22 protein-coding genes and 3 tRNA genes are annotated in these 25,493 nt (G+C 72.0%); 3 read left to right on the top strand and 22 right to left on the bottom strand.

Going from position 1 to position 25,493, the window contains the following annotated elements:
• A complete protein-coding gene (locus FYW95_RS09595) occupies nt 1-1,056 on the bottom strand; it encodes an NAD(P)H-dependent glycerol-3-phosphate dehydrogenase (protein ID WP_159941889.1) in 1,056 nt (351 codons plus the stop codon).
• An 8-nt stretch (nt 1,057-1,064) separates the two neighbouring features.
• Entirely contained in the window at nt 1,065-1,868 is an 804-nt protein-coding gene (locus tag FYW95_RS09590) for a lysophospholipid acyltransferase family protein (protein ID WP_159941888.1), read from the bottom strand.
• A 222-nt stretch (nt 1,869-2,090) separates the two neighbouring features.
• Between FYW95_RS09590 and cofC the strand changes: the two genes are divergently transcribed.
• Entirely contained in the window at nt 2,091-2,801 is a 711-nt protein-coding gene (gene cofC / locus FYW95_RS09585; protein WP_159941887.1) for a 2-phospho-L-lactate guanylyltransferase, read from the top strand.
• Between the two features lie 95 nt (nt 2,802-2,896).
• Here cofC and FYW95_RS09580 read toward each other — a convergent pair whose 3' ends face one another.
• The 3 genes from FYW95_RS09580 to leuC all read right to left on the bottom strand — a co-directional run bounded on the left by FYW95_RS09580 (nt 2,897) and on the right by leuC (nt 5,572).
• Entirely contained in the window at nt 2,897-3,178 is a 282-nt protein-coding gene (locus FYW95_RS09580; protein WP_159941886.1) for an HU family DNA-binding protein, read from the bottom strand.
• A gap of 361 nt (nt 3,179-3,539) precedes the next feature.
• Entirely contained in the window at nt 3,540-4,136 is a 597-nt protein-coding gene (gene leuD, locus FYW95_RS09575) for a 3-isopropylmalate dehydratase small subunit (protein ID WP_159941885.1), read from the bottom strand.
• Between the two features lie 29 nt (nt 4,137-4,165).
• Nucleotides 4,166-5,572, bottom strand: coding sequence for a 3-isopropylmalate dehydratase large subunit (gene leuC, locus FYW95_RS09570; protein ID WP_159941884.1), 1,407 nt, complete (start codon nt 5,570-5,572; stop codon nt 4,166-4,168).
• 99 nt (nt 5,573-5,671) lie between these two features.
• Here leuC and FYW95_RS09565 point away from each other — a divergent pair, with 99 nt between their 5' ends.
• Nucleotides 5,672-6,406 (top strand): IclR family transcriptional regulator, encoded by a 735-nt coding sequence (locus tag FYW95_RS09565; protein ID WP_201294789.1) that lies wholly within the window; start codon nt 5,672-5,674, stop codon nt 6,404-6,406.
• 115 nt (nt 6,407-6,521) lie between these two features.
• Here FYW95_RS09565 and FYW95_RS09560 read toward each other — a convergent pair whose 3' ends face one another.
• From FYW95_RS09560 to FYW95_RS09520, 9 genes are all read right to left on the bottom strand, one after another.
• Nucleotides 6,522-7,475 carry a GNAT family N-acetyltransferase gene (locus FYW95_RS09560; protein WP_159941883.1) on the bottom strand — a complete coding sequence of 318 codons (954 nt, stop codon included), beginning with the start codon at nt 7,473-7,475 and terminating at the stop codon, nt 6,522-6,524.
• A 321-nt stretch (nt 7,476-7,796) separates the two neighbouring features.
• Nucleotides 7,797-8,714 carry a helix-turn-helix transcriptional regulator gene (locus tag FYW95_RS09555; protein ID WP_159941882.1) on the bottom strand — a complete coding sequence of 306 codons (918 nt, stop codon included), beginning with the start codon at nt 8,712-8,714 and terminating at the stop codon, nt 7,797-7,799.
• A 154-nt stretch (nt 8,715-8,868) separates the two neighbouring features.
• Nucleotides 8,869-9,132 (bottom strand): hypothetical protein, encoded by a 264-nt coding sequence (locus FYW95_RS09550; protein WP_159941881.1) that lies wholly within the window; start codon nt 9,130-9,132, stop codon nt 8,869-8,871.
• A 220-nt stretch (nt 9,133-9,352) separates the two neighbouring features.
• Nucleotides 9,353-9,425 (bottom strand) — tRNA-Glu (locus FYW95_RS09545).
• Nucleotides 9,426-9,527: 102 nt separating this feature from the next.
• Nucleotides 9,528-9,603: transfer RNA gene (locus tag FYW95_RS09540), tRNA-Glu, on the bottom strand.
• A gap of 50 nt (nt 9,604-9,653) precedes the next feature.
• Nucleotides 9,654-9,725, bottom strand: a tRNA-Gln gene (locus FYW95_RS09535).
• A gap of 143 nt (nt 9,726-9,868) precedes the next feature.
• On the bottom strand, nt 9,869-11,314 hold the full coding sequence (gene gltX, locus FYW95_RS09530; protein WP_159941880.1) for a glutamate--tRNA ligase: 1,446 nt from the start codon (nt 11,312-11,314) through the stop codon (nt 9,869-9,871).
• Between the two features lie 55 nt (nt 11,315-11,369).
• A complete protein-coding gene (locus FYW95_RS09525) occupies nt 11,370-12,386 on the bottom strand; it encodes a GDSL-type esterase/lipase family protein (RefSeq protein WP_159941879.1) in 1,017 nt (338 codons plus the stop codon).
• A 74-nt stretch (nt 12,387-12,460) separates the two neighbouring features.
• Nucleotides 12,461-13,261, bottom strand: coding sequence for a fumarylacetoacetate hydrolase family protein (locus FYW95_RS09520; protein ID WP_159941878.1), 801 nt, complete (start codon nt 13,259-13,261; stop codon nt 12,461-12,463).
• Nucleotides 13,262-13,631: 370 nt separating this feature from the next.
• On the opposite strand from FYW95_RS09520, the gene FYW95_RS09515 reads away from it, so the two are divergent.
• On the top strand, nt 13,632-14,489 hold the full coding sequence (locus FYW95_RS09515) for a DUF3152 domain-containing protein (protein ID WP_159941947.1): 858 nt from the start codon (nt 13,632-13,634) through the stop codon (nt 14,487-14,489).
• 79 nt (nt 14,490-14,568) lie between these two features.
• Here FYW95_RS09515 and FYW95_RS09510 read toward each other — a convergent pair whose 3' ends face one another.
• From FYW95_RS09510 to serA, 8 genes are all read right to left on the bottom strand, one after another.
• The gene (locus FYW95_RS09510) at nt 14,569-15,969 is read right to left on the bottom strand and encodes an ABC transporter substrate-binding protein (RefSeq protein WP_159941877.1); all 1,401 of its coding nucleotides are present in this window, start codon (nt 15,967-15,969) and stop codon (nt 14,569-14,571) included.
• Between the two features lie 59 nt (nt 15,970-16,028).
• Nucleotides 16,029-16,931: a carbohydrate ABC transporter permease gene (locus FYW95_RS09505; RefSeq protein WP_159941876.1), complete on the bottom strand. Its 903-nt coding sequence runs from the start codon at nt 16,929-16,931 to the stop codon at nt 16,029-16,031.
• Nucleotides 16,928-17,869, bottom strand: coding sequence for a carbohydrate ABC transporter permease (locus tag FYW95_RS09500; RefSeq protein ID WP_159941946.1), 942 nt, complete (start codon nt 17,867-17,869; stop codon nt 16,928-16,930). Before FYW95_RS09500 ends, FYW95_RS09505 begins: the two co-directional genes overlap by 4 nt.
• Nucleotides 17,870-18,152: 283 nt before the next feature.
• Complete coding sequence (gene cimA, locus FYW95_RS09495) at nt 18,153-19,763, bottom strand: citramalate synthase (RefSeq protein ID WP_159941875.1); 1,611 nt, start codon at nt 19,761-19,763, stop codon at nt 18,153-18,155.
• A gap of 372 nt (nt 19,764-20,135) precedes the next feature.
• Entirely contained in the window at nt 20,136-20,681 is a 546-nt protein-coding gene (locus FYW95_RS09490; RefSeq protein WP_159941874.1) for a hypothetical protein, read from the bottom strand.
• A 96-nt stretch (nt 20,682-20,777) separates the two neighbouring features.
• Nucleotides 20,778-21,893 (bottom strand): branched-chain amino acid aminotransferase, encoded by a 1,116-nt coding sequence (locus tag FYW95_RS09485; RefSeq protein WP_159941873.1) that lies wholly within the window; start codon nt 21,891-21,893, stop codon nt 20,778-20,780.
• Between the two features lie 205 nt (nt 21,894-22,098).
• Entirely contained in the window at nt 22,099-23,163 is a 1,065-nt protein-coding gene (locus FYW95_RS09480; protein WP_159941872.1) for a 3-isopropylmalate dehydrogenase, read from the bottom strand.
• Nucleotides 23,164-23,830: 667 nt separating this feature from the next.
• Nucleotides 23,831-25,420, bottom strand: a complete 1,590-nt coding sequence (serA, locus tag FYW95_RS09475) for a phosphoglycerate dehydrogenase (protein ID WP_159941871.1) — start codon at nt 25,418-25,420, stop codon at nt 23,831-23,833.
• Nucleotides 25,421-25,493: the final 73 nt, after the last annotated feature.

Raw genomic sequence — 25,493 nt, 5'->3', positions numbered from 1 at the left:
TCAGACCCCGTAGCGCTCGGGCTTGGCGGTGCGCGCCATGAAGGCGGCCAGCGCCTCGGCCGGGCTCAGGTCGTGGTGCATCATCTTGACGACGGCCTCGGTGATCGGCAGGTCGACCCCGTGGGCCCATCCGAGTTCCAGGACGGACTCGGAGGACTTGACCCCCTCGGCCGTCTGCCTGGTCTCCGCGACGACCTGCTCGACGGTCTTGCCCGCGCCCAGTTTCTCACCGAAGGTCCGGTTCCGCGACAGGGGCGAAGAGCATGTCGCCACCAGGTCACCCATCCCGGCCAGACCGGACAGGGTGTGCTCGTCGGCGCCCAGGGCCACCGCCAGGCGCGTGGTCTCGGCCAGGCCGCGGGTGATCAGGGAGGCCTTGGTGTTGTCGCCGAAGCCCATGCCCTCGGCCACGCCCACGGCGAGCGCGATGACGTTCTTCATCGCGCCGCCGATCTCCACGCCCACCAGGTCGGTGCTGGTGTAGGGGCGGAAGTAGGGGGCCTTGAACAGCGCCTGGAGCCGTACGGCGGTCTTCTCGTGCGGGCAGGCGACCACGGCGGTGGCGGGCTGGCGCTCGGCGATCTCCCTGGCCAGGTTGGGTCCCGACACGACCGCGATGCGGTCCTCGGGGTACTCCAGCACCTCGGCGATGATCTGGGTGACCCGCATCCGGGTGCCCAGCTCCACGCCCTTCATCAGGCTCACGACCACCGCGTCCTCACGCAGGTGGGAGCGCCAGTCGGCGAGGTTGGCCCGCAGGGTCTGGGAGGGGACGGCCAGGACCACCACGTCGGCCCGCTCCAGGGCCTTGGCGACGTCGGTGGTGGCGCGCAGCCGGGGGTTGAGGTCGATTCCGGGGAAGTAGTCCGGGTTCTGGGAGGTCTCGTTGATCGCGTCGACCACCGAGGCCCGCCGTCCCCACAGGACCACCTCGGTGGCGGGGTCCTCCGGGTCGCGCTGCCTGGCCTGGTCGGACGCGTCCGCGACGATGTTCGCGAACACGGTCCCCCAGGACCCCGCGCCGAGCACGGCGATCCTCACGTTGTCGGTACCCATCGGCTGTGTCATGCCCCCGCGTCGCCTCGCCCGTCGCCATCGGCCTCGCCCTCGGCCCGCGCCCCCGCGGGCCCCTCCTCGACCGCTTGCCGGTCCTTGCGCGCGCCGCGCGGGTCGTAGGCGATCGCGGGCGGCTCCTCGCCGCGGATGTCGGCCTGCAGGGCAGTGATGTCGGCCATGATCGCCTCGGTGGCCTCCTTGAGGACCGTCCCGGTCAGCGGCTGGTCGCGGAAGCGGGACAGGTCCACCGGCGGACCGGCCAGGAACTGGATCCGCTTGCGGGGGAAGAGGCTGGGCTTCTTGGAGCCGTAGGGCAGGAGGCGGTGCTCGCCCCAGTGCGCCACCGGCACGACCGGCACGCCCGTGGTCAGCGCCAGGCGCGCCACACCGGTCTTGCCGGTCATCGGCCACAGGTTCGGGTCGCGGGTGCAGGTGCCCTCGGGGTAGAAGATCACCGATGCCCCGTCGCGGGTGAGCGCGAGCTCGGCCTCGCGCAGCGCCTTGACCGCGTCGGTGCTGCCGCGCTTGACGGGGATCTGGCCGGTGCTGCGGGCCACCGCGCTCACCACGGGGATGCGCATGACCGCGTCCTTCATGGTGAAGGTGGGCCAGCGCCGGGCACCGATGTAGAGGAAGTGGGCGACCGTCAGGGGGTCGGCCACGGAGAGGTGGTTGGCGGCGATGATCACCCCGCCCCGGGCCGGGACGTTCTCGGTTCCCCGCCACTCGGGTTTGGTGATGAGCCACAGGACGGCCCGGACGATCCGGGAGACGACCGCCTTCACCCACCGTGATTCTCGTTGCTTGGCCACGGAACTCCTCACTCCATCGCTCCGGGCCCGTCCGGACCGCGCAGCACAACCGGTTCAGTGTAGGACGCTTCGCGGGTGTTTGCCCTGCTGTGCGTCTTCTGTTCGGCACTTCCCACCAGGGGAGGGAGTAGCGCGCACCGCCGCGCCCGGGTGCCCGGGCCGCGCTCCTCCCCCACCGCCTACCCTCGTCACTGTCGTGGCCGCATCGATCCCGGGGGAACCGTGACCGGCATTGGAGAACGGGGCGGGGCACCGCGCCGCGGAACGCGCTGGTCCCTGATCATCCCAGTCAAGCAGCTCGACCGGGCCAAGACGCGACTGGCCCGGGCCGCGGGCCGCTGGCGCGAGGACCTGGCCCTGGCCATCGCCTGCGACACGGTCGCGGCCGCGCTGTCCTGTCCCGGGGCGGCGTCGGTGCTCGCGGTGACCAACGACGCGCGCGCGGGCGCCGCGCTGGCCCGGCTGGGCGCGGTGGTGGTCGGCGGCGAGCCCGGCACGGGGCTGAACCCGGCGCTGGAGCACGGGGCGGCGGTCGCGCGGCGGCGCCGCCCGGATCTGGGGGTGTGCGCGCTGTCGGCGGACCTGCCCGCGCTGCGCCCGGCGGAGCTGGGGCGGGTCCTGGCGGCGGCCGGGGGGTACGGCCGCGCCTTCCTGCCCGACGCGCCCGGGGTGGGCACGACGCTGCTCGCGGCGGCGCCGGGGCAGCCCTTCACCCCGGCCTTCGAGGGGGCCTCGCGCGCCCGCCACCTGGCCGCGGGTGTCCGGGAGCTGGTGCTCCCAGGCGTGGCCTCGGTGCGGCGGGACGTGGACACCCCCGAGGACCTGTGCGCCGCGGCGGAGCTGGGCGTGGGCCCGCGCACGCGCGCGCTGTGGGAGCTGGTGGGTGGGCGGGCGGGCGCGTCCGGCGCCTCCGCCGAGCGCGGCGCCCCCTGAGGGGCCCGAGAGCCCGGGGAGGCCCGGGAAACACGTTCCGCCCGGGTCCCCTGGGGGACCCGGGCGGACTCGGCCCGTCGCCGTGCGGCGGCGGACTACTTCTTGTCGCCGTTGACCAGAGCCTTGAAGTCAGCGCCAGCGCGGAACTTCGGGACGAAGCTCGCGGGGACGTTGATGGTGGCGCCGGTGGCGGGGTTGCGGGCCGTACGGGCCGCGCGCTCGGACTTCTCGAAAACGCCGAAGCCAGTGATGGCGACCTTGTCACCCGACGCCACGGTGGACTGGATGGTGTCAAGCACAGCGTTGACCGCTTCGGTCGCGGTCTTCTTGTCTCCGAGACGATCGGAGATCGCGTCGATCAGGTCACGCTTGTTCATAAGGTTCCTCCGGTTCCCCCTTGCTCGCACGAAATTAGGGGAAGCAGAGGCCCTTACACAAATACAAACGCCTACGGACAGGGCGTGTCGGGGTTGTCCCGACCTGCGCGGCAGCCTCGCGCGGGGTGTGGTCTGGACCGCACTCACCCCGCACGGAGGCCCCTTTTGCCCCCTTCCGCGAACCTCAAATGCCTACGTATAACCGGATTCCGGACGTTGGACACGCCGACCATAAGGGCCGATGGTCAGTAAGCGAACGCTCACACCAAGTGAAGGTAAAATATTTCTGGACCGGGGGTGCCCTGCGTCACACAGGGCGCGATCCCCGGCCCAGAAGCCGTTCCGCGAGCGCCGAGCGGGTCTAGAGGGTCACGGGCAGCCACGGCTTGCGGGCGGCCTCGAACTCCCCGATCGCGTCCGTGTGGCGCAGGGTCAGGGCGATGTCGTCCAGACCCTCCAGCAACCGCCAGCGGGTGTAGTCGTCCAGCTCGAACGGCTCCTGCACGCCCGCGCCCGGAGCGCGCACCTCGCGCTCGACCAGGTCCACGGTGACCTCGGTGGCGGGGTCGGCCTCGACGGCCGCCCAGATCCGGTCGATGACCGGCTGCGGCAGCAGGACCGTCAGCAGGCCGCCCTTGAGCGAGTTGCCGCGGAAGATGTCGGCGAAGCGGGAGGACAGCACGGCCTTGAAGCCGTAGTCCTGCAGGGCCCACACGGCGTGCTCGCGCGAGGAGCCCGTGCCGAAGTCCGGTCCGGCCACCAGCACGGACGCGCCCTGGTACTCGGGGCGGTTGAGCACGAAGTCCGGGTCGGACTGGCGCCACTCGGCGAACAGGCCGTCCTCGAAACCGGTCCGGCTGACCCGCTTGAGGTAGACGGCCGGGATGATCTGGTCGGTGTCGACGTTGCTGGCGCGCAGCGGCACGGCCCGACCGGTGTGGACGTCGAACTTCTCCATGGGAGGTCTCTCCTTACGTGGTCGGGACGCTACCGGGCGTCCAGGTCGGCGGGCGAGGACAGCGTGCCGCGCACCGCGGTGGCCGCGGCGACCTGCGGCGAGACGAGGTGGGTGCGCCCGCCCCGGCCCTGGCGGCCCTCGAAGTTGCGGTTGGAGGTGGAGGCGCTGCGCTCACCGGGCTTGAGCTGGTCGGGGTTCATGCCCAGGCACATCGAGCAGCCCGCCTCGCGCCACTCGGCACCGGCCTCCTCGAAGACCCTGCCCAGGCCCTCCGCGTTGGCCTGCTCCTTGACCCGCATGGAGCCGGGGACGACGAGCATCCGCACGCCCTCGGCCACCCTGCGCCCGCGGATGATCTCGGCGGCGGCGCGCAGGTCCTCGATGCGGCCGTTGGTGCACGAGCCGAGGAAGACGGTGTCCACCCGCACCTCGCGCATCGGCGTGCCGGGCTTCAGGTCCATGTAGGCCAGCGCCTTCTCGGCGGCGGCGCGGGCGGAGGGGTCCTCGAAGGAGGAGGGGTCGGGCACGGAGCCGTCCAGCGGCACGCCCTGGCCGGGGTTGGTGCCCCAGGTGACGAACGGGCTGAGCTCGTCGGCGTCCAGCACGACCTCGGCGTCGAAGACGGCGCCCTCGTCGGTGCGCAGGCTCTTCCAGTGCTCGACCGCGGCGTCGAAGTCGGCGCCCCGGGGGGCGTGCGGGCGGCCCTTGATGTAGTCGAACGTGGTCTGGTCCGGGGCGATCATGCCGGCCCGGGCGCCCGCCTCGATGGACATGTTGCACACGGTCATGCGGGCTTCCATCGACAGGGACTCGATGGCCTCGCCCCGGTACTCGAGAACGTAGCCCTGGCCGCCGCCGGTGCCGATCTTGGCGATGACCGCGAGGATGATGTCCTTGGCCGACACCCCGGGCCTGAGCGTGCCGTTGACGGTGACCGCCATGGTCTTGAACGGCGCCATCGGCAGGGTCTGGGTGGCCAGGACGTGCTCGACCTGGCTGGTGCCGATACCGAAGGCCAGGGCGCCGAAGGCCCCGTGCGTGCTGGTGTGGCTGTCACCGCAGACGATGGTCATGCCCGGCTGGGTCAGGCCGAGCTGGGGGCCGACCACGTGCACGACGCCCTGGTCGATGTCGCCCATCGGGTGCAGGCGCACGCCGAAGTCGGAGCAGTTCTTGCGCAGCGTCTCGACCTGCTTGCGGGAGACCGGGTCGGCGATGGGGGCGAGCAGGTTCTGGGTGGGGACGTTGTGGTCCTCGGTGGCGATGGTCAGGTCCGGGCGGCGCACCGACCGGCCCGCCAGCCGCAGTCCCTCGAAGGCCTGGGGACTGGTCACCTCGTGGACGAGGTGGAGATCGATGTAGAGCAGGTCCGGCTCGCCTTCGGCGCGCCGGACGACGTGCTCCTCCCAGACCTTCTCGGCCATCGTGCGTGCCATGGGCGGTCGCCTCTCTCGCTGTCGTTACGGGTGCGGGTTGCCCTGCGCGGACTGGCGGCTCGACTTGCATTCCATATTTCGAGACGGCAATATCAAGCCATGGACAACTCTAGCTCATCCAGCGGTGTCGGTGTCCTGGACAAGACCATGTCCGTCCTCGACGCCCTGGAGTCGGGACCGGCGTCCCTGGCCCAACTGGTCCAGATCACCGGCCTGGCCCGGCCGACGGCGCACCGCCTGGCCGTCGCCCTCGAACGGCACCGCATGGTCACCCGGGACAGCCAGGGGCGGTTCGTGCTCGGACCGCGCCTGGGCGAACTCTCCATCGCCACCGGCGAGGACCGGCTGCTCGCCGTGGCCGCCCCGGTTCTGGTGCAGCTGCGCGACCTGACCGGGGAGAGCGCCCAGCTCTACCGGCGCCAGGGGGACATGCGGGTGTGCGTGGCCGCCTCCGAGCGCAGCAGCGGTCTGCGCGACACGGTGCCGGTCGGCAGCGAGCTGCCCATGAACGCCGGCTCGGCCGCTCAGGTGCTGCTGGCCTGGGAGGACTCCGACCGGATCCGCCGTTCCCTGGTCGGGGCCCGCTTCACCGCGGCCAGCCTGGCCCAGGTGCGGCGCCGCCGGTGGGCCCAGAGCGTCGCCGAGCGCGAGCAGGGCGTGGCCTCGGTCTCGGCGCCGGTGTCCGGACCCGGCGGGCGCGTGATCGCCGCGGTGTCGGTCTCCGGCCCGATAGAGCGCCTGACCCGCTCCCCCGGGCGCATCCACTCGCAGGCGGTGCTCTCGGCCGCGGAGAAGATCAGCGAGTCCCTGCACACCTACGAGGGCGCCCGCTGAGGGACACCGTGGCGGGTGCCCGCCGGCCCGGATCCGCGCGGACCCCTGTCCGCCGGGTCCGGGCCGGGGAGTGAGCGGTGCGGAGGCGGCGCCCCGGCCCCGCCCGCCCGGTGGGCTACCTCCTCCAGTCCATGTTGACGACCGCGCTGATCGTGGCGTACCCCGCCCGCCGGAAGGCCCGCGCCATCGGCACGTTGCCCATGTCGGTGGCGGCGCGGACGCGTTCGACGCCCTCCTCGGCCAGGACACGGGTGCCCTCGGAGAGGATGTCGTCGATGTACCCGTTCCCGCGGTGCTCGGGCAGCACCGCGATGTAGCCGATCATCGCGTGGTAGTCGTTGCGTGCGGGCAGGACGAACCCGACCGGCTCACCGTCCGGCAGCGTCGCGACCCGCCACCACTCCCGGGGCGTCGTGTACCGCGCGAACTCGTCGGCGTAGTTCTCGGCGGCCACCTCGTCCGCCGCCCGGTGCGCGAGTTCGGCGCGGTCGTGGGCGTCCAGGGTCCCCCGCAGCGCCCGGGTCATCAGGCCGAGGATCTCCTCCTCGTCCCGGACCGGCCGGAACCGGAGGCGGTCGCCCGGCCGGGGAACCGCACCGCCGGGGGTCCACTCGAAGCGCAGGCGCTCCACGAGCAGTGACCCGCCGTTGCGCTCGACAGCGGCCATGCGATCCTCCACTGCGCGCCGCTCCCGGGGGTCCCGCCGCCAGTCGGCGGGGACGAAGCGCAGGTACTCGGGAGGGATCCCTCCCTCGGGGAGGGTCGCCGCCGATGCGGTACGCAGCAGGTGCTCGGCCACCTCCACGCGGTCGACGTCGTCGGCCGCGTCGTCCACGTCGAGGACGTCCAGCAGGAGGGGTGCGACGTCGCTGCCGCGGCACCACCAGGACAGGCGTGCCAGGAGGCGGTCGCCGTCCAGGACGACCCACATCCAGGAGGGACGGCGGCGGCCCTCGGCGAGGTCGTCGCCGATCTCGGAGTTCTGGACGTAGGGGAGCCGGTTGAACAGGCCCAGTTCCTCCGGGCCGGTGATCGGGCGGATGGTCAGGTCATACGTACTGACGGTCAAGGCGGCACCTTCGGTGTGTGCGCCCGCCCCGGGGTCAGTCGTCGGAAGTCCCCCGGGAGGACACGAGCGCGGTGGTTGCGGTGAACACGGCTCAGCCTCCTTTTCGTCGTCGCGGCCCCGGTCCCGCTGTGGTCGGGGCCATGCCAGTTGTAGCGGTGTTCGCACCGGCGGCACAAGCCCTTTTCCGCGGCCTCCCCGACGGCTGCCGGGTACGCGGGTGGCCGTACGGCCCGACCTGCGGGCCGGGGTCCGGAGAGCGCCGCGGCCACCGGCACCGGGCCGGGGCGTTCCGCTCCTCAGGCGACGGGGCCCGGCCCCCGCTCAGGCGCCGACCAGGTCCATGGGCGAGCGCGCCGCGATGGTCGCGGTCTTGGTGGCGGCGCCCTCCGGCCCGGCGACGGTGAACTCGCTCTCCGGGGACAGGGCGATCATCCCCAGCCAGTCGCGCACGGTCATCCCGGGCACCAGCTCGGTGGGGCTGCCCCCGCCCTGGCCGTCCACCATGATCAGGGCGTGGATGCGGTTGGTGACCGTGGCCAGCACCACCGGATGGTCGAAGGCCGCCAGCCGGCGGAAGACCTCGACCGCCTCGTTGCGGGGCGAGCAGACCAGCACGGTGTAGCGGCCGCGGGCGTCGCGCACCCGCGGGTTCTTGACCAGGTAGTGGATGAACTCGCGGGTGGTACGGGCGTGCGCGGCCAGCAGTCGGGCCACCCGGCGCACGTCGGAGCTGCCCGAGTGGCGGACCAGGGCCAGCTCCACCTTGCGCGAGGTCTGCAGCAGCCAGTCGATCTCGGTCATCTCGGCGCGGGTGGGCCGCAGCTCGCCGTCGTCGAGCCCGATCCCGCGCAGCCACGCGTTGACCTCCGACCACAGCCACACCTGGGAGCGGCCCACGGTCGCCTCGGGGGCGGGGAAGGGGACCCCGTCGCGCCGCTGCCCCCGGATCCACTGGGTGACGTTCTGCCTGGTGCGGCCGGTCCGCTCGGCGATGTCGGAGACCCCGACGAACTCGCGGTCCAGGCGTACGAGCCGCACCCCCGGCAGCGCGGCGTGGAGGCGCTCCAGCAGCGTTCTGGCCGCGCTCACGGCGTCCGGCCCGGGGGCCGCCACGGACACGCGCACGGTGCCGTTCCAGGAGGAGACGAGGGCGTCGAACCCGTCGCTGAGCACCCGGACTGCGTCGTGGTCGTCGAGGGAGATCCCGTCCGTGACGAAGACGAACTCGTACTCGGCCATCGGCCTCGCCTTCCTCCGGAGCGTCCTCCGGTGTGTGTCGGGGGTGGCGGCCGCGGTCAGCGCCCCGCGCGCCCGGCGCGGGGCCGGGCGAGGAGCGCGCGTTGACAAATGTCAACACAAGGATACCGGTCGCGGCCGAACCCGCCAGGGGGGCTCACGTCCCGGAGTTGGCCGCACCGCGCCGGGGGTCGTCCGGGGGCATCGGGCAGCGCCGCGCCTCCTGCCTGATCCGGCGGGCGGCCCGGCCGGAGTTGCGGGGTGTGCCGGGGACCTGGATGCGGGTGCAGCCGCAGTCGCAGTACAGGCGCCCCCAGTGCCCCTCCCGCCGGAGCACCCACCCCTGGTCGCAGAGCTCCTTGAGCACCTGGCGCACCTCCTTGTCCTGGTGGTCGCCGGGCCCGCGTTCACGGCCGGTCACGGCGCACCGGCCTCCCCGCCGGACTCGGGGGCGGGGGCGCGTGGCGGGGAGAGGGGTTCTTCATGCGCTCCGGGAGGGGGAGGAGGGGGTGCGGGGACGTGCCCGTCCCAGTATCCCAGGGCCCCGGCGGCGGCGTGCTCCGGACCGGGAGCGGCCCGTGCTCCGGGGAAAGACCCCGGAAAACGACAAAGGCCCCACCCTGACGGATGGAGCCTCGAAGTACCCCCGAGCGGATTCGAACCGCCGTTACCGCCTTGAGAGGGCGGCGTCCTAGGCCACTAGACGACGGGGGCCGGAATGGTGCGAACGGACTCTACGATACCCGCTCGAACCGGACACCGGTGGCGTGCACCGGCCAGAAAGAAGGCCCCCACGCGGGTGGGAGCCTCTCCCTGTGGTACCCCCGAGCGGATTCGAACCGCCGTTACCGCCTTGAGAGGGCGGCGTCCTAGGCCACTAGACGACGGGGGCGCGTTTCGGGCCGTTGGCCCGCGCTGCTCGCGGAGAACCGCGAACCTGCGCTGGGGTACCAGGACTCGAACCTAGACTAACTGAACCAGAATCAGTCGTGCTGCCGATTACACCATACCCCAGTGCTTTGGGAGGACCCGGTCGCTTTCGCTTCCCTGTCCCCCTCGGCGACGTGGATAACTCTAGCGGACATTCCGAGTGGTCGCGAACCGAATTCCGGGTGGCCGGTCTGTGGTCCCGGCCACCCCAGGGGTCCCGGAGCCGGTCAGGCCCCGGCGGCGTCCTCCTGCTCGCCCAGCCGCTCCAGGGCCGCCGCCAGACGGGCCTGGACCCGTTCGCGGCCCAGCAGCTCCAGCGACTCGAACAGCGGCAGGCCGACGGTGCGGCCGGTGACCGCCACGCGCACGGGGGCCTGCGCCTTGCCCAGCTTCAGGCCCAGGGACGCGCCGACCTCCTCGGTGGCGGTCTTGAGCGCCTCGGCGTTCCAAGGCAGCTCCGGGTCGGCGAAGCGGGTCAGCGCGGCCTGGAGCATCTCGCGGCCCACACCCGGCTTCATCGCCTTGGCCCAGCTCTTCTCGTCCTCCACGGGCCGCCTGAGGAAGAGGAAGTCCACGTTGGGCACGATCTCGCTGAGCACCGCCACCCGGCTCTGCGCGAGCGGGGCCACGGCGGCGAAGGCCCCGGGGTCGTAGTCGGCCGGGTCCCACGGGGCGGCCTCCCCGGTCAGCCAGGGCTGGCAGCGCTCGGTGAACTCCTCCACGGAGAGCGCGCGGATGTACTCGCCGTTGAAGGCGCGCAGCTTCTTCTCGTCGAAGAAGGCGCTGGAGCTGTTGACGTCCTCGACGCGGAACAGCGGCTGCATCTGCGACCAGGGCATGATCTCGCGGTCGTCACCCGGCGCCCAGCCCAGCAGCATGAGGTAGTTGACCATCGCCTCGGGGAGGTAGCCCTCCTCCTGGTAGGACTCCAGGGCGACCTTGTCCCGGCGCTTGGAGAGCTTCTTGCGCTGCTCGTTGACGATGACCGGCAGGTGCGCCCACACCGGCGGGGTCAGGCCCAGCGCCTCCCACAGCAGCTGCTGCTTGGGGGTGTTGGACAGGTGCTCCTCGCCTCGGATGACGTGGGTGATGCGCATCTCGACGTCGTCGACCACGTTGGCCAGCACGAACAGCGGCGAGCCGTCGGCGCGGGCGATGACGAAGTCCTCGATGGCCGAGTGCTCGAACTCCACCCGGCCGCGGATCCGGTCGTCCACGACCGTGGGGCCGCCCTCGGGCACGCGGAAGCGCAGCGCGCGTCCGGGGCCGGGGGCCAGGTTGCGGTCGCGGCAGAACCCGTCGTAGCCGAGGTTGGGGTTGTCGCGCCGCTCCTGCACCTGCTCGCGGGTGCAGTCGCAGTAGTAGGCGCGGCCGTCCTTGTACAGCTGCTGGGCGGTCTCGCGGTGCTTGTCGGCGTACTCGGACTGGAAGTAGGGGCCCTCGAAGTGCGGGTCCTGCTCGCCGATGCCGAGCCAGGCGAGCGCGCGGATGATGCCCTCGGTCCACTCGGGCCGGTTGCGGGCGGCGTCGGTGTCCTCGACGCGCAGCACCATGCGGCCCTCGGGCCGCTGCTGTGCCAGGGCCCAGTTGAACAGCGCGGAGCGCGCGCCACCGACGTGGAACATGCCCGTGGGGGACGGGGCGAAGCGGGTGCGGATGGAAGTGTCAGTCACGCGCCCAGGGTATCGGCGGCGGGCGGTGGCCCGGGGAAACCCGCTGGTCGCCGCCTCACCCCCCGACGGCCTCGGGGGGCGGGGGCAGGGGGCGCGGGTAGGGGGCTCCGAGCCCGTAGGCGTCGGCCAGGGCGTCGGCGAAGGCGGCGGCGATCTTGACCTCGCCGGAGGCGTTGGGGTGGGTGCCGTCGTAGGTGTCGGCGGACACGTCCCAGTCCACGGCCTCGGCGACGTTCACGCTGACCACCGGCGACTCCTCGGTGGACATGTCGGCGGCGACCTCGCGGACCAGGGTGTTGTAGACGTACAGGCGCAGCGCGAACCCCTCGTCGGCCTCGGCCAGGGCGATGGGCAGGGCCTCGGCCAGCACCACGCGCAGGTTCGGGTTGCCCTTGCGCGCCGCCTCCACGTAGCCGCGCAGCCGCTGCTCCATCTCCTGCTCGCTGACCGGCCAGAGCAGGTCGTTGACGCCGAGCATGACGCACAGCACGTCGGGCTCGTGCTCGCGCACCTCGCCCCGGATGGTGGCGGCGGCGTCGCGCAGGGTGCGCCCCCACAGGGCGTTGTGGCTCTGGTCGAAGTCGGGGTCGCGGTACTCCGGGGAGTCGGGGTCGCCGTCCAGGCCGGGCCAGCCCGCGCCCTCGACCGCCTCGGGGGAGGCGTCGGCGGGCGTCCCACCGGAGGCCCCGTCAGCGGAGGAGGCGGTGTCCTCGGCCGGGTCGCCGTCGGGAGAGGGCGGCGGCTCGTCCCCGGTGGTGGGGACCGGCAGGATCATGTCCCGGGTCGCGGGGTCGCTGTAGGGGCCGACGAAGTCCAGCCCCTCCACCCTCGGGTTGAGGTGGTTCCACAGGTGGTAGCGCCAGGTGCGGTCACCGTTGGCCCCCTGGGTCATCGAGTCGCCCGCCAGCATGAGACGGCGCGGTTCGCTCACCGGTCCCTCCGCTTCCGTGTCGGAGCCGCCGCCGTCGGAGCGCGCGGACGTCCGCAGGACGGCTCCCGCGGCCACGAGGACGAGGGCGAGCGCACCGGCGAGCAGGAGGAGGCCGGTGCGGCGTCGGTGGGGGATGCTCACGTACTGCCTTCCAGTCGTACGGGGCGGCGACGGGGCAGACGCCCCCGACGGGGCGTCTGCCGCGCGGGGCCGGTTCAGTCCCGGGAGACCACCCTGTTGCGGATGGTGCCCAGGCGCTCCACGGTCACCGCGACCTCCTGGCCGACCCGGACCGGGCCCACGCCCGCGGGTGTTCCGGTGAGCACCACGTCACCGGGGAGCAGGGTCATGAAGGAGGTGATGTGGGCGATGACGCCGGGGATGTCGTGGATGAACTGCGAGGTGCGGCCGTCCTGCCGCGTCTCGCCGTCCACGGTGGTGGTGAGGGCCAGGTCCTGGGCCTCCTCGATGCTCAGACCGGTGGTGATCCAGGGACCCATGGGGCAGAAGGAGTCGAAGCCCTTGGCCCGGGTCCACTGCTTGTCCCGCTTCTGCAGGTCGCGCGCGGTGACGTCGTTGGCCACGGTGTAGCCGAAGATGACGTCCTTGACGCGCTCGCGCGGCACCTCGCGGCAGGGACGCGCGATGACGATGGCCAGTTCGCCCTCGTAGTCGACCCGCTCGGAGGTCTCGGGGTGGAAGATCGGGTCGTGGGGACCGGTCACCGCGGTGGAGGGCTTGAGGAAGACCACGGGCTCCTCGGTGGACTCCCCCGTGATGTCCTTCATCTCGGCGACGTGGTCGGCGTAGTTCTTGCCGATGCAGACCACCTTGGTCGGTAGGACCGGGGACAGCAGGCGGACGTCCGAGAGCTTGGCCCGCTCACCGGTCAGCTTGATGTCGCCGAGGAGGGGGTGGCCGCTCAGCCGGGCGACGAACTCCTCCCCGCTGTCGGAATCGGTCTCGACCAGGCCGAACCCGACCTCGTCACCGGACGCGAACCGCGCGATGCGCACTTGGTGCCTCCCAGCAGCCCCTGTTGTCTCGCTTGCCGTTGAAGGGTATCCGTGCGGCGGGGAGCGCGGGGGCCGCGGGCGCGGGACGGCGCCCGGGGCGGTCCCCTCCCCCGGCCGGGGCGGGAGTTGCCAAGGCCACACGGAGGAGATCCGCTGGTCCGACCTCCGCGCGCGGGCTTCTGAGGTGGAACAAGGCTCCCCAGAGCCGGACGGATCTGGCCTTCCCGGACACTGCCTTGGCCTTTCCTTGAAACGAACTCTGGCATGCTGGGTCCGTCGTCCGCTGTCGAGAGGTGGATCCACCGTGCCCACGCCCGCTTCGCCCACGGGGCGGCCCCGTGCCCGGCACCGCCGCCGCAGCCGGTACCCGCTGGGACTGGCGCTGGGGCTGTGCCTGGTCTCCGGAACCTCCGCCGTGCTCATGGTCAGCGTTCCCGAGCCCGGGAGCGAAATCGGTCCTACCACCGAGACCTCCGCGTCCGGCCCCGTCGTCGACGGGGCCCCCGAGACGGGCGGGGAACGACCCGCGACCGCCGAGGACCAGGCCCGGGGCTCGGCCGACGGGCCCTCCGGCTCCCCCACGCGCGACCGGCAGTCCTCCCCGGAGGAGGCGGCCGAGGAGGAGGACCTCCCGGTGCTGCAGCGGTCCGTGGAGGAGGAGGTCGACAGCGCCGACGGCGAGCTCAGCGTCATGGAGGGCGAGGGCGAGGTCATGGGCGAGGGTCCCCTGACCACCTTCGCCGTCGAGGTGGAGGACGGGCTTCCCGGCGAGGCCGAGGACTTCGTGGACGCCGTGGAGCAGATCCTGGGAGACCCGCGCAGCTGGGGCAACGACGGCGAGCGCTCCCTGCAGCGGGTGGACGGCGACGACGCCGACATCCGCGTGCTGCTGGCCGCCCCCGACACCGTGGACCGCCTGTGCGCCCCGCTCAACACCGGCGGGTACGTCTCCTGTGCCAACGGCAACCGGGCGATCATCAACCAGAACCGCTGGGTGTCGGGCGTCCCGCACTTCGGGGACGACCTGGAGACCTACCGGATCTACCTGATCAACCACGAGGTCGGCCACACTCTGGGCCACGGCCACGTCAACTGCCCGGGCGAGGGCGAGCCCGCCCCGGTGATGCAGCAGCAGACCCTGGACCTCCAGGGCTGCGAGCCCAACGGGTGGGTCCACCCCGACAACGACCCCGCCGAGCCGCAGGAGCGCGGGGGGTCCGGGGACTGACCGTCCCCGCGGAACCGCGGGGACGGCGCCGGCGGGGGCCGGAGCGGTGGCCCGCCCCGGTCCCCGCGCGGCCCGTCGGCTACTCGCCGACCGAGTCGTTGTACTCCCGGATGGGCGTGCTCACGCGCCCGGCGGCCTCGGCCATCGCCTCCGCCGCGGGGGTGTCGCTGGTCAGGGCGGCTTCCCAACCCTCCTCAGCGGCCACACGGGCCTCGGACATCACACCCATCATGCAGCCCGCCGTGTTCTCGTTGATCTCGGAGTCCGCCAGCTGCGCGGCCGCCACGGAGAACTGCGGGAACTCCTCGGCGCGCTCGACCGCCTCGGGGAGGCCGTAGCCGTCGGTGTTGACCGACAGGTAGCCGGTGCCCGCGTGCCAGACCGACTGCGACTCGGGGGTCAGCAGGAACTGCACGAACTCCCAGGAGGCGCGGACCTCCTGCTCCGTGTGGCCCTCACCGTTGATCCACAGGGAGGCGCCGCCGATGATCGAGCCGCCCGGGTCGTCCGCGCTGATCAGCGGGAAGTACCCGGCGCCGACCTCGAAGTCGGCCTGCTCGATGAAGCCGCCCAGGGAGCCGGTGGACTCCAGGGTCATCGCGGCGCGGCCCGAGGTGAACGCGGCCTGGCCGTCGTCGGTGTTGCGGCCGATCTGGACGGCGAGCCCGTCGTCGATCATCCCCTCCCACCACTCGACCAGCTCCACGACCTTGGGGTCGTCGAAGAGCACCTCGGTGGCGCGCCCGGAGCGGCCGTTGGCGTTGTCGCAGTAGGGGACGCCCGCGCGGGCCATGAACTGCTCGACGAACCACCCGTAGACCGCGGCGCCGAAGCCGTACTGCACGACCGTGCCGTCGTCGTCGCGGACCGTCAGCCGCTCCGCGGCCTCGCGGATCTCGGCGAGGTCGGTGGGCGGGGAGTCCGGGTCCAGCCCGGCCTCCTCGAAGGCGTCCCGGTTGACGTACATCAGCGGGGTCGAGTTGTTGAACGGGAAGGACCGCAGGTCGCCGTCGACGGTGAAGTAGTTGAGCAGCGCGTCCTCGATGGGGCTGGTGTCGTAGCCGTCCGCGTCCACGAACGCCTGCGCGGGCACGGTCTGCCCGGAGTCGATCATGAACTGGGTGCCCAGGTCGTAGATCATGATGAGCTCGGCGGTCTCACCCTGCTGGATGGCCGCCCGGTGGCTGGCCAGGGCCTCGTCGTAGTTGCCCTGGAAGGAGCCGGTGACCTCGATCCGGCCCTCGTTCCGGGCGTTGAACTCCTCGATGAGGCCGTCCAGGACCTGTCCGTTGGTGGCGTCCATGCTGTGCCAGAACTCGACCTGGACCGCCTCGTCGAGGCCCTCCAGCACCTCCGGCCCGGGGGCGGTGAGCTCACTGGTTCCGCCCTCGGCCTCGCCGGAGCAGCCGCTCAGGACCAAGCCCAGGCTCACGAGCAGGGCGGCGGCACCGACGCCCCGCCTCTGGGGGGAGATTCTCATGTTCTTCGCTTCCTCTGGGTCGGACCGCCCCGCGCGTCGGGAGCGGTCGGGGTGGGGCCCTACCTGACCGCGCCCGCCGTGAGGCCGCGGACGATGAAGCGCTGTCCGAGGATCACGAGGGCGAGGGTGGGGAGGACGGAGAGCGCCGCGCCCGCCAACAGCAGGCCGGGGTTGGCCGCCTCTCCGGTCTTGAGGCTGTTCAGGCCGATCTGGAGGGTCTGCATCGAGGTGCTGCGCGTGATGATCAGCGGCCAGAAGTACATGTTCCAGCTGGTGATGAACACGTACACGCCGACCGCGGTGAGCGCGGGGCGGCTCAGAGGGACCAGGACCGTCCACAGGAACCGCAGGTGGCCCATGCCGTCCATGCGCGCCGCGTCGTACAGCTCCCGGGGGAACTGCCGGAAGCTCTGGCGCAGCAGGAACGTGCCGAACGCGTACGCCAGGAAGGGCAGCACCAGTCCGGCGTAGGTGTCGGCCAGCCCCCACCCGGACAGGGTGAGGTAGTTGGGGATGAAGGTGGCCTCGCCCGGGACCATCAGCGTGGACAGGAACAGCGCGAACACCACGGCGCTGCCCCGGAAGCGCAGGAACACGAACGCGTAGGCCGCCAGGGCGGAGGTGACCAGCTGCGAGACGGTGATGACCCCGGCCATCACCAGGGAGTTGCCGTACATGCGCAGCAGCGGGACGGCCTCCAGCGCGGCCAGGAGGTTGTCCGGGTGCAGGCCGTCGGGGACCAGCCTCGGCGGGAAGCTGGCCAGCTCGCGCGGTTCCATCAGGGCCCCGGCGAACACGTAGTAGACCGGGAAGAGCACGGGCACCAGGAGCACGGCCAGCGCCAGGTAGAGCGCGGCGCGGCCCAAGAGGCGTCCGGGCCCGTGCCGGTACCCGCGCCGGGGGGCGCCGCCGCGGGCCGGGGTGCGCGCGGCGGGGTCGGAGGTGGAGGGGGCGGCCGTCACGCGTAGTGCACCTTCCGTTCGAGAACGCCGAACTGGACCGCGGTGCACACCAGCACGACCAGTAGCAGGACCAGGGCCTGGGCGCTGGCCCGGCCGAAGTCGCTGGTGCCGTAGGCGAACGCGTACTGGTAGATGGAGTAGACCAGGGTGGTCGTGGAGCCGACCGGTCCGCCGTTGGTGAGGATGTGGATCTGCCCGAAGCTCTGCAGGGCGTTGATGGTGGAGATGACCACCAGGAAGAACAGCTGCGGGCCGAGCATGGGCACGGTGACGTCCCGGGCCAGGCGCGGGCCGGTTGCGCCGTCGATCCGGGCGGCCTCGTTGATCTCCTTGGGGATGGATCCGATCCCGGCGGCCAGGACGAGCACCCCGTAGCCCAGGTTCATCCAGACCGTGGTGACGCACACCGACCACAGGGCCATCTCCTGCGAGGTCAGCCAGGGGACCTGGTCGAGCCCGAGCTGGTACAGGATGCCGTTGAGCACGCTGTTGCCGGGACTGTAGAAGACCGAGAAGATCACCGAGGCGCTGGCCACGGAGAACGCGAACGGCAGCGCGAAGGCGCCGCGCAGGAGGCGCTGCCCGCGCACGACCCCCTCCAGGAGGAGCACGACCGCCAGCGCGCCGACCACGCCGGGGACCACGACGCCGAGGGTGAACAGCAGCGTGGTGAGCAGCACCCCGCCGAACTCGGGGGTGGCCATCTCGGCGAAGTGGCTGAGCCCCACGAAGCGGTCGGGGCGTCCGATGATGTCGTTGCCGTGCAGGGACAGGTAGAGGGTGCGGCCCAGGGGATAGAGGAGGAAGAGCGCGAAGACCGCCACCGACGGGGCCAGGAAGGCCCAGGCCAGGGCGGCCTCGCGACCGCGTTCGCGGCGGCGTCCGCGCGGCGCCGGGGTGCTCGCGGCGGGGGCCGGGGCGGCCGTGCCGGAGGGCACGCCGCTGCCCCCGCCGTGGAGGATGGTGGGTGAGGACACGCCCCGCAGTCTTCAGTGGGCAGTTGACCTGCGTTTCTCCCGGAGGAGAACAGCGTGACAACACCAGGGCGCGGGGCGGTGATGTGCGGCATGCGGCACCATGCGTCACTCAGCGGAATCCGTCTTTCGAAATCCGAGGTATCGAGTGGTGCGCGGGAAACGGGCCCTACCGAGGGGTCAGGCCTTTCCTACCCTCCGTACCGGGTGCGCGGGGCGGCGGCGCCTCCGCCCCGCGCCGGCGGTCTCAGTCCTGCGGGTAGCCCTGGCGGAGCAGGCCGTAGGCGACGGCCTGTTCGAGGGCCACCCACGAGGCGTCGATGACGTTGGGACCGACGCCGACCGTGGTCCACTCCCCCGACCCGTCGCTGAAGGTGATGAGGATGCGGGTGATGGCGTTGGTGCCCGAGGTGCCCTCCAGGATGCGGACCTTGTAGTCGGTCAGCTCCAGTCCGGCCAGCGCGCTGTACACGCCCTCCATGGAGGTGCGCAGCGCCCGGTCCAGGGCGTTGACCGGACCGTTGCCCTCGGCGGTGGCGATGATCCGCTCGCCCTTGACCCTGAGCTTGACGGTGGCCTCGGTCAGGCTCTCGTAGTCGGTGGTCAGCGGGCTGGCGCCGCCGCGCGGACGGCGCTCGGTGATGACCCTCCAGGACTCGGTGTCGAAGTAGCGGACCGGCTGGCCCAGCTCCTCGCGCAGCAGTAGCTCCAGGGAGGCGTCGGCGGCCTCGAAGCTGTAGCCGGACAGCTCCAGGCCCTTGACCCGCTCCACGACCCGGCCCGACAGGGCGCGGTCGCCGGACAGGTCCAGGCCCAGTTCCCGGGCCTTGAGCTCGATGGAGGCGCGCCCGGCCATGTCGGAGACGAGCATCCGCATGGTGTTGCCGACCAGCGCGGGGTCGGTGTGCTGGTACAGGTCCGGGTCGACCTTGATCGCCGAGGCGTGCAGACCGGCCTTGTGCGCGAAGGCGGACACCCCCACGTAGGGCTGGTGGGTGTCGGGGGCGAGGTTGACGATCTCGGCGATGGCGGTGGAGACCCGGGTCATCTCGGCCAGGCAGCCCTCGGGCAGGACCTCGCGGCCGTGCTTGAGGGTGAGCGCGCCGACCACCGAGAAGAGGTTGGCGTTGCCCACCCGCTCGCCGTAGCCGTTGGCGGTGCACTGCACGTGGGTGGCGCCCGCCTCGACCGCGGCGAGGGTGTTGGCGACGGCGCAGCCGGTGTCGTCCTGGGCGTGGATGCCCAGGCGCGCGCCGGTGGCCTCGCGGACCTCGGTGACCACGCGGGTGATGTCGGCGGGGAGCATGCCGCCGTTGGTGTCGCACAGGACGACGACGTCGGCCCCGGCCTCGGCGGCGGTGCGGACCACGTCGAGCGCGTGGTCGGGGTTGTGGTGGTAGCCGTCGAAGAAGTGCTCGCAGTCCACGAACACACGCTGACCGTGTTCGCGCAGGTGGGAGACGGTGTCGGCGATCATGGCGAGGTTCTCGTCGAGGGTCGTGCGCAGTGCGCGCTCGACGTGCCGGTCGTCACTCTTGGCGACAAGGGTGACGACCGGCGCGCCGCTGTCGCGCAGCGCGGCCACCTGCGGGTCGTCGGCGGCCCTCACACCGGCACGGCGGGTCGCGCCGAACGCGGTGAGTTGCGCGTGTTCCAGCCGGAGCTCTCGTGAAGCCCGCTGGAAGAACTCGGTGTCCTTGGGGTTGGCCCCCGGCCACCCTCCCTCGATGAAAGCCACCCCGAAGTCGTCGAGCAGCTTCGCGATGGCCAGCTTGTCGGAGACCCGGAGATTGATCCCCTCGCGCTGGGCCCCGTCGCGCAGCGTGGTGTCGAAGACGTGGAAACTGTCGTCCCTCATGGGTGGAACTCCCGAAGGTGGATGCTGTGGTGTGGCCGATCCGGCCCGCCAACAAAAAAGACCCCTCGTGGGTACGAGAGGTCAGCGCGCTGGCGGGATGCGGAAGTCAGCCAGCGCGCCTCACGATAATGAGCACCTGAGACGGCATGAGGTCAGTGTGCCACAAGGGCGCGGAGTTCCCGGTGCTCAACGGCGGATTGTCCCACCATCCGAGACGGGAATTCCTCACATCGGACACATCCCGCGCTTCGCACAGGCCCTGGCAGGCTCCCCGGCGGACCTGGCGCTGGCCGCGACCAGGGTTTCCGTGCACGGGCCGCCGAGGACAGCGGCCCCGGATCGAGCGGGCCGGCGGTGGCCGCCCGCGCGGGGCTACTCGGCCACCCGGGGCTCCACCTGGGCCTCGATGGCCTCGCGTTCGGCGTCGACCTCCTCCTGGCTCACCAGGGGCTCCAGCGGAGGACGCGGCTGGGGGCTGTTCAGCAGCTCGTGCAGGATCTCACCGCGCGGGTCCGCACCGTCCTCGGAGGACGCGCCACCGGACTGGCCGGAACCGCCGCCCGCGGCGGAGCCCGTGTCACCGGTCCCGGCCGCGCCACCGGAGGCATCGGCACCCTGCGCGGAACTCCCCCCGTCCTCGGCAGCGGAGACCGGCTCCTCCTCGGGCTCGGGGAGCAGCGAGACGGTCCGCCGTCCGGACCCGTCGGAGCCCCCGGCCGGGGTGTCGGCGCCTTCCGGGGAGGCGGCGGGCTCGGGGGGCGACAGGGCGGAGGCGACCTCCACGGCGCCGTAGGCGACACCTCCCACCACCAGTCCGGCGAAGGCCAGCAGGGCGCAGCGCGCGGGCCAGGGACTGGGCGCGCGGAGCGGTCGGCTCTCCTCGGCGCTGGCGCGGGACGGGGTCTCGGATTCGGACACGGGGCACTCCAGGAAACTCTTCGCGGAGACGAGAAAGCGGACGCGGACGCGGCGCGGGCCGTCCGGAGGGTGTCCGGACGGCCCGCGCGCCTCACCCTAGAAGCGGGTGATCCAGTCGTACTTGTCGGGGCGCAGACCCGTCTGCAGGCCCACCAGCTCCTCGCGCAGGCGCATCGTGACCGGGCCGGGGGTGCCGTCGCCGACGGTGAACTCGCCGTCCTCGCTCTTGACGTGGCCGACAGGCGTGATCACGGCCGCGGTGCCGCAGGCGAACACCTCGGTCAGCTCGCCGGACTCGGCCGCCGCGCGCCACTCGTCGGTGGAGATCGGCGCCTCCTCGGCCGGGATCCCGAGGTCGGGGGCCAGGGTGAGCAGCGACTCACGGGTGATGCCCGGCAGCAGGGTGCCGGTCAGCGGGGGTGTGCGCAGCCGCGCGTTCTCGCCCGAGCCGAACACGAACCACAGGTTCATGCCGCCCATCTCCTCGACCCAGCGGTGCTCGCGTGCGTCGAGCCACACGACCTGGTCGCAGCCCTTCTCCACGGCCTGGGCCTGGGCCAGGAAGCTGGCCGCGTAGTTGCCCGCGAACTTGGCCGCGCCGGTGCCGCCGGGGGCGGCGCGCGTGTAGTCCGTGGACAGCCACACCGTCACCGGCTTGATGCCGCCGGAGAAGTAGGAGCCGACCGGCGAGGCGATGAGCAGGTAGACGTAGGAGCGGGACGGGTGGTTGACCCCCAGGCCCACGTCCGTGGCGACCATGAACGGGCGCAGGTAGAGGCTGAAGCCCTCCCTGGTGGGCACCCAGTCGCCGTCGTGTTCCAGGAGGAGCCCGATGGAGCGGAGGAAGAGCTCCTCGGGAAGCTCGGGCATCGCCATGCGCGCCGCGCTGCGGTTGAAGCGGGCCGCGTTGGACTCCGGCCGGAACGAGGCGAGCGAGCCGTCCGGGTGGCGGTAGGCCTTGAGCCCCTCGAAGATCTCCTGGGCGTAGTGCAGGGCCGCGGTGGCGGGGTCCAGGCTCAGCGGGCCGTAGGGCTCCAGCTTCGCGTCGTGCCACCCCTTGCCCTCGGTGTAGCGGATGCTCACCATGTGGTCGGTGAACACCTGGCCGAACCCGGGATTCTCCAGCAGTGCCTCTCGCTCCGCCGGGGTCTTCCGGTGGTCGGAGAGCTGGATCTCGAACGCCAACCCGCTTGTGGTGGTGTCGTTGTTCATGGTGTCGGTGGTCCTCTCGGGTGCATCAGGCCGGCAGCGCCGCCGACCTGGGATCTAGTCTGTCGGAAGAGCGCACCCGGTGCCAGGGCGGGAGTGCCGCACGCGGAGGACGGCGACGGGCGCGCTGTGTTCTCGGCGCGCCCGTCGGGGTGTTGCGGGTCCGTCAGCCGCGCCGCGGGGAGAGGCAGGGCTGGCGGTGGATGTGTCAGCCCTGCTCGGCTACTCGCGCGGCGAGGTCGTCGCCGATCCGGGAGGTGGAGCGGGCCGCGCCGCTCTGGGCGCGGGTCTTCAGGTCCGCGGAGACCGCCTCCTCGATCCGCCGGGCCGCCTCGGGCACGCCGAGGTGGTCCAGCATGGTGGCGGCGGAGAGCACGGTGGCCGTGGGGTCGGCCTTGCCCTGGCCCGCGATGTCGGGGGCGGAGCCGTGCACGGGCTCGAACATGCTGGGGAAGGACCGGTCCGGGTTGATGTTGCCGCTGGCGGCCAGCCCGATGCCGCCGGTGATGGCGGCGCCGATGTCGGTGATGATGTCGCCGAACAGGTTGTCGGTGACCACCACGTCGAAGCGGGCGGGCTGGTTGACGAAGAACATCGCGGCGGCGTCGACGTGGCAGTAGTCCACCGAGACCTGCGGGTACTCGGCGCCGACCTCCCGGACCACGCGCTGCCACAGTTCACCGGCGTAGGTCAGGACGTTGTCCTTGTGCACCAGGGTGAGCTTGCGGCGCGGACGGGCGGCGGCCCGCTCGAAGGCGTAGCGCACGACGCGCTCGACCCCGAAGCGGGTGTTGACGCTGTCCTGGGTGGCGATCTCGTGCGGGGTGCCCTTGCGCAGCACGCCCCCGGCGCCCGCGTAGGGGCCCTCGGTGCCCTCCCGCACCACGAGCATGTCGATGTCCTCGGGGCCCACGCCCGCCAGCGGGCTGTCCACGCCGGGGTACAGGCGCACGGGCCGCAGGTTGACGTAGTGGTCGAAGTCGAAGCGCAGGCGCAGCAGCAGGCCGCGCTCCAGGACCCCGCTGGGCACCGAGGGGTCGCCGACCGCGCCCAGGTAGACGGCCTCGTGTCCGGCCAGCTCGGCCTGGACCGACTCGGGCAGGGTCTCACCGGTGCGGTGCCAGAGTGCGGCGCCGAGTTCGTACTCGGTGGTCTCGATGGCGAGGTCGTGCTGGGAGGCCGCGGCCTCCAGCACCTTGAGGCCCTCGGCGATGACCTCGGGGCCGATCCCGTCGCCGGGGATGACCGCCAGTTTCACGGTGCGCGATGCCATACGGACTGCCTCTGCTTCGGACACGGCCCCACCGGCTTCTTCTCAGATAGTGAGACCAAGACGAACACTGAATGAGACAACCCTACCGCCCCGGGACACCGCCGCGACCCCCGCGGCCGAACTTGTCGCTGGTCCCGCGGCGGGCGCGCACCCGTCGTACGCGCCCGGCGGTCCGCCGTCAGGAACGGCGGTTGAGCGCGTCCTGCAGGGCGCGGTTGATCTCGTCCTGGGAGTCGGGCGCGGACGGGTACTCGGTCATGTCGTACATGCGATCCTCCGGATGCGGTGCGTGACCGGACCTGGGAACGGTGCGGCCAGGGTGCTGGAAGGCTCTGCGCGGTGGGCTGCGCGGGTTTCGGGGCGGATCGCGCCGAAGCCGGTGCAGCGCCGGGGACGTGGGCGACGGTGTCCACGGAGGAGAGGAGTCCGACCCGGCGGGATCGGTCTGCCGGGGAACGCCTGCGCGAGCCCCGGTCGGGGCGGGCGCGGCACCTGACTCCTAGGACTTCAGAATATCGGAGGTCCAACTATATGACCAGGTTTTCTCACCATGTGAGACAACCGCGCGTTCGCCCTGGCCAGCGCCATGGAAGGCACGGGGGCCGCACCGCGCGGCGCGCGGTGCGGCCCCCGGCCGGGGAACCACCGGTCTGGGCCGGCGGGACCCCTAGTCCTCCAGGTCGATCTGGCGGGTGATGTCGGACTCGATCTCGGCCGCGATCGAGGTGAGGATCTCGTCGGGCACGGCGGAGTCCACCGTCAGGGCGATCAGCGCCTTGCCGCCCTCCTCGTCCCGGATGACCTGCATGCCCGCGATGTTGACGCCCGCGTCACCGAGCAGGGCGCCGACCTTGCCGACCACGCCGGGGCGGTCCTCGTAGGAGAGGAACACCATGTGCTCGGCCAGGCCGATCTCCATGGTGTAGTTGTTGATCTCCACGAGCTTCTCGACCTGGCGGGGACCGGTCAGGGTGCCCGAGACCGACACCCGGGCGCCGTCGGCGAGCAGTCCGCGCACGGTGATGAGGTTGCGCCAGTCGCTGCTGTCGTCGCTGGTGGTGAGGTTGACCTCGACACCCCGCTCCTTGGCCAGCAGGGGGGCGTTGACGAAGGTGACGGTGTCCTCCACCACGTCGGCGAAGACGCCCTTGAGCGCGGCCAGCTCCAGCACCTTGACGTCGTGGGCGGCGATCTCACCGCGCACCTCGACGTCGATGCGGCTGGGCAGCGCACCCGCCAGCGAGGTGAACACGCGGCCGAGCTTCTCGGTCAGCGGCAGCCCCGGCTTGATCTCCTCGGCCACGCCGGTGCCCTGGACGTTGACCGCGTCGGGGACGAACTCGCCCGACAGGGCCAGCTTGACCGAGCGGGCGACCTGGGTGCCCGCCTTCTCCTGGGCCTCCACGGTGCTCGCGCCCAGGTGCGGGGCGACCACGACGTTCTCGAACTCGAAGAGCGGGCTGTCCGTGCACGGCTCCTTGGCGAACACGTCGATGCCCGCGCCCGCGACGCGGCCGTCCTTCAGGGCCCGGTAGAGCGCCTCCTCGTCGAGGATGCCGCCGCGCGCGGCGTTGACGATCCGCACGCTGGGCTTGACCTTGTTCAGGGCCTCGTCACCGATCAGGCCCAGGGTGTCCTTGTTCTTGGGCAGGTGGATGGTGATGAAGTCCGAGCGCTCCAGCAGCTCGTCGAGCGTGGTCATCTCCACGCCGATCTGGGCCGCGCGGGCGGGCTGCACGAAGGGGTCGTAGGCGATCACCCTGGTGCCGAAGGCGGACAGGCGCTGCGCGACCAGGGCACCGATCCGGCCGAGGCCGACCACGCCCACGGTCTTCTCGTACAGCTCCACACCGGTGTACTTGGACCGCTTCCACTCGCCGTTGATCAGCGCGTTGTGCGCGGGAGCGGTGTTGCGGGCGCTGGCCAGCAGCAGGTTGATGGCCTGCTCGGCGGCGCTGATGATGTTGGAGGTCGGGGCGTTGACCACCAGCACACCGGCCTTGGTCGCGGCGTCCACGTCGACGTTGTCCAGACCGACACCTGCCCGGGCCACCACCTGCAGACGGGACGCGGCGGCCAGCGCCTCGGCGTCCACCTGCGTGGCGCTGCGCACGATCAGGGCGTCGACGTCCGCGAGGGCGGGGAGGAGCTGGGAGCGGTCGGCGCCGTCGACGCGGCGCACCTCGAAGTCCTCCTCCAGGAGCGCGATTCCGGCGGGCGAGAGTTCTTCCGCTACGAGTACGGCGGGTTTGGGCACAACGGTTCCTTTTCGGGTGGTGCGACCCGATCGCGCAGGTGATGGGCACTACCGGGATCGGGGGTGATGGCCG

The sequence above is a fragment of the Nocardiopsis sp. FR4 genome, from assembly GCF_009830945.1.
GTDB lineage: Bacteria > Actinomycetota > Actinomycetes > Streptosporangiales > Streptosporangiaceae > Nocardiopsis.
Note: the sequence above shows the minus strand (reverse complement) of the source record. Positions and strands in the feature narration are given on the sequence as shown.

Bases quoted from the DNA above. Each gene is read 5' to 3' on its own strand.
- FYW95_RS09595 (WP_159941889.1), bottom strand. From the start codon at position 1,056: ATGGGTACCGACAACGTGAGGATCGCCGTGCTCGGCGCGGGGTCCTGG.
- FYW95_RS09580 (WP_159941886.1), bottom strand. From the start codon at position 3,178: ATGAACAAGCGTGACCTGATCGACGCGATCTCCGATCGTCTCGGAGAC.
- leuD (WP_159941885.1), bottom strand. From the start codon at position 4,136: ATGGAGAAGTTCGACGTCCACACCGGTCGGGCCGTGCCGCTGCGCGCC.
- leuC (WP_159941884.1), bottom strand. From the start codon at position 5,572: ATGGCACGCACGATGGCCGAGAAGGTCTGGGAGGAGCACGTCGTCCGG.
- FYW95_RS09565 (WP_201294789.1), top strand. From the start codon at position 5,672: ATGGACAACTCTAGCTCATCCAGCGGTGTCGGTGTCCTGGACAAGACC.
- FYW95_RS09555 (WP_159941882.1), bottom strand. From the start codon at position 8,714: ATGGCCGAGTACGAGTTCGTCTTCGTCACGGACGGGATCTCCCTCGAC.
- FYW95_RS09510 (WP_159941877.1), bottom strand. From the start codon at position 15,969: ATGAGAATCTCCCCCCAGAGGCGGGGCGTCGGTGCCGCCGCCCTGCTC.
- cimA (WP_159941875.1), bottom strand. From the start codon at position 19,763: ATGAGGGACGACAGTTTCCACGTCTTCGACACCACGCTGCGCGACGGG.
- FYW95_RS09485 (WP_159941873.1), bottom strand. From the start codon at position 21,893: ATGAACAACGACACCACCACAAGCGGGTTGGCGTTCGAGATCCAGCTC.
- FYW95_RS09480 (WP_159941872.1), bottom strand. From the start codon at position 23,163: ATGGCATCGCGCACCGTGAAACTGGCGGTCATCCCCGGCGACGGGATC.